Origin of the sequence: Agrobacterium larrymoorei (assembly GCF_013322225.1) — a bacterium.
In the GTDB taxonomy this organism is placed as follows: Bacteria; Pseudomonadota; Alphaproteobacteria; order Rhizobiales; family Rhizobiaceae; genus Agrobacterium; species Agrobacterium larrymoorei_A.
Genome location: NZ_JAAMFB010000049.1, coordinates 1 through 3,085 on the forward strand (window position 1 = coordinate 1; position 3,085 = coordinate 3,085).

The 3,085-nt window shown below is 62.4% G+C and carries 3 protein-coding genes; all 3 read left to right on the forward strand.

Annotated elements, in window-relative coordinates:
* The first annotated feature begins 122 nt into the window (after positions 1–122).
* A complete protein-coding gene (locus G6L28_RS22655) occupies positions 123–1,070 on the forward strand; it encodes a sugar ABC transporter substrate-binding protein (protein ID WP_174066465.1) in 948 nt (315 codons plus the stop codon).
* Positions 1,071–1,319: 249 nt separating this feature from the next.
* A complete protein-coding gene (locus G6L28_RS22660) occupies positions 1,320–2,411 on the forward strand; it encodes an ABC transporter permease (RefSeq protein WP_174066470.1) in 1,092 nt (363 codons plus the stop codon).
* 3 nt (positions 2,412–2,414) lie between these two features.
* Positions 2,415–3,085: ATP-binding cassette domain-containing protein (locus tag G6L28_RS22665; RefSeq protein ID WP_174066467.1), on the forward strand; the 671-nt coding region annotated here is incomplete at its 3' end.

The following is a 3,085-nucleotide window of genomic DNA, read 5'->3' on the forward strand; positions in this document are numbered from 1 at the left end:
TAGGCTGATTTTGTTGCCTGTCTTGCGCAAGAGGAGTTGCGTCTGGATGGGGATGGCGACGGTTTTGGCGCTTTGGCATTTCACGCTCCACGAGGTGGAGATGGTTTCATCGGGAGGAAGACATGAGATACGGATTGAAGGCTCTTTTGGCGGGTGCTGCACTTTTCGGCGCGGCGGCCGGATTTGCGTCAGGCGCCGTTGCGGCGGATATGAAGCTGGTTGCGGTGACGCACGGTCAGGCGAACGACCCGTTCTGGTCGGTGGTCAAGAATGGCGTGACGGCGGCGGCCAAGGACATGAACATCACGGTGGACTACCGCGCGCCGGAAACCTTCGACATGGTCTCCATGAGCCAGTTGATCGACGCTGCGGTCAACCAGAAGCCTGCCGGTCTCATCGTTTCCATTCCTGACGCCTCGGCGCTCGGGCCTGCCATCAAGAAGGCGGTTGCTGCCGGCATTCCGGTGATTTCGATCAATTCCGGCTCCGATGTCTCCAAGGAGCTCGGCGCGCTGCTGCATGTCGGTCAGGACGAGTATTCCGCGGGCAAGGCGGCGGGCGAGAAGCTGAAGGAGCTTGGCGGCAAGAAGGGCATCTGCGTCAACCAGGAAGTGGGCAACGTCTCGCTCGACCAGCGCTGCAAGGGCTTTGCCGATGGTTTCGGCGGCTCCAGCACGGTTGTTCCGGTCAGCAACGACCCGACCGAAATCCGCGCCAAGGTCAAGGCGTCGCTAAGCTCGGATACGTCCATCGACACCGTCATGGCGCTGGGTGCGGGCACGGCCGGCGAGCCATCGATTGCAGCCGTCAACGATGTCGGTAAAACCGGCAAGGTCCATGTCGCCACCTTCGATCTTTCGGCGGACTTCCTGAAGGCCGTTTCCGAAGGCAAGGCGGATTTTGCCATCGACCAGCAGCAGTTCCTGCAGGGCTACCTGCCGGTGGTGTTTTTGGCAAACTACGCCAAGTACGGCCTGATCCCGGGCGGCAACGTTCCCTCGGGCCCGAACCTGATCACCAAGGACAAGGCAGCCCAGGTCGTCGAACTGTCCGCCAAGGGCATCCGCTAACGCAAACTTCCGGCAAGATTGCAAAGCAGCGGTTTTGCGTCCGGATAACGCGTTACGACGAAACCCTGGAGCAGTGACGCGTCGGCAGGGCCGCAAGCCCTGCTCCAGGCAAAAAATCTGCCCGTTTCGATATCCTCCCCGAGACATCGGGGAGGCCGTATCCGGGCACATGCATAGTATCGATGGGAGGAACAATTGGCCAGTCTCGAACAGAATAGCCCGACGGGGGCAAAGCCACCGGCGCCGGCCATGGCAAAGGCGGATGAACGCCTGCGCAAGGTGGGTGTGATCACCCAGATCATGCGCCGCCCGGAACTGGGCGCGGTTGCCGGTCTGGTGCTGGTCCTCGTCTTCTTCCTGATGACGGCGGATCCATCGATGTTCACGCTGGCGGGCGCCATGACGATCCTTGCCCCGGCGTCGCAGCTCGGTATCCTCGCCATCGCTGCTGCCCTTTTGATGATCGGCGGCGAGTTCGATCTGTCCATCGGTTCGATGGTCGCCTTTTCCGGGCTGATCTTCGGCGTGCTGGTGACCAATTACGACCAGCCGCTTTCGATTGCCATTCTCTTCACCTTCCTGTTCTCGGGCATCGTCGGTGCGGTCAACGGCCAGATCGTCATCCGCACCCGCCTGCCGTCCTTCATCGTGACGCTTGCTTTCCTCTTCATCCTGCGCGGGCTGACGCTGGTGGGCCTGAAGTGGGCAACCGGCGGCTCCACGCAGCTGCGCGGTATCAGCACGGCGGTCGAAGGCAGCCCGCTTCTGAAGATCTTCTCCGGGCAGGCGTTCGAGGGTCTGTTTCTCTGGCTCGGCCAGCAAGGCCTCATCGATACCTTCGACAATGGTGTGCCCAAGGTGACGGGCGTACCGGTCTCGGTCGTCTGGTTCGTTGTCATCGCGCTGGTGGCCACCTGGGTCCTGCTGCGCACCAGAACCGGCAACTGGATATTCGCCGCAGGTGGCGATCCCAATGCAGCGCGCAATTCCGGCGTTCCCGTCAACCGCGTCAAGACCAGCCTGTTTGCGCTGACCGCCTGTGCCGCGGCACTGGTCGCCATCATCACCGTGCTCGATGCCGGTTCCACCGATGCACGGCGCGGCTTCCAGAAGGAGTTCGAGGCGATCATCGCAGCCGTCATCGGCGGCTGCCTTCTGACGGGCGGCTACGGCTCGGCCATCGGCGCCTTCTTCGGCGCGGTGATCTTCGGCATGGTCTCCATCGGGCTGACCTATACGCAGTTCGATTCCGACTGGTTCCAGGTCTTCCTCGGCTCGATGCTGCTGCTTGCCGTTCTCTTCAACAACTTCATTCGCCGCCGCGTGACAGGGGAGCGTTGAACCATGGCACCATCCACAAGCACCACCCCCATCATCGACGTTCGCAACATCGTCAAGCATTACGGCTCCATCATCGCGCTCAACGGCGTGTCGATGACGGTCTCGGCGGGAGAGGTCCTGTGCCTGCTGGGCGATAACGGGGCCGGCAAGTCGACGCTGATCAAGATGCTGTCGGGCGCGGTGCGGCCGACCGGCGGCGAGTTTCTGGTCGATGGGAAACCGGTGGACTTCACAGCGCCGCGCGATGCGCTGGATGCCGGCATCGCCACCGTGTTCCAGGATCTGGCGATGATCCCGCTGATGTCGGTCACGCGCAACTTCTTCATGGGGCGCGAGCCCGTGCGCGGCATCTGGCCGTTCCGCTACATCGACATGCAGCATTGCAACGAGGTGACGCGCGACGAGATGCGCAAGATCGGCATCGACATCCGCGATCCCAACCAGGCGGTCGGCACGCTGTCCGGCGGCGAGCGCCAGTGCGTGGCCATCGCACGTGCCGTCTACTTCGGCGCGAAAGTGCTGATCCTCGATGAGCCGACATCGGCGCTGGGTGTCGCCCAGACCTCCATGGTCCTGAAATACATCAACCAGGTGCAGCAGAAGGGCCTCGCCGTCATCTTCATCACCCACAACGTCCGCCATGCCTATGCCGTCGGTGACCGCTTCACCGTCCT

What these genes read in the sequence shown, in the direction of transcription:
- G6L28_RS22655 (WP_174066465.1), top strand. Translation starts at nt 123, where the DNA reads ATGAGATACGGATTGAAGGCTCTTTTGGCGGGTGCTGCACTTTTCGGC.
- G6L28_RS22660 (WP_174066470.1), top strand. Translation starts at nt 1,320, where the DNA reads ATGGCAAAGGCGGATGAACGCCTGCGCAAGGTGGGTGTGATCACCCAG.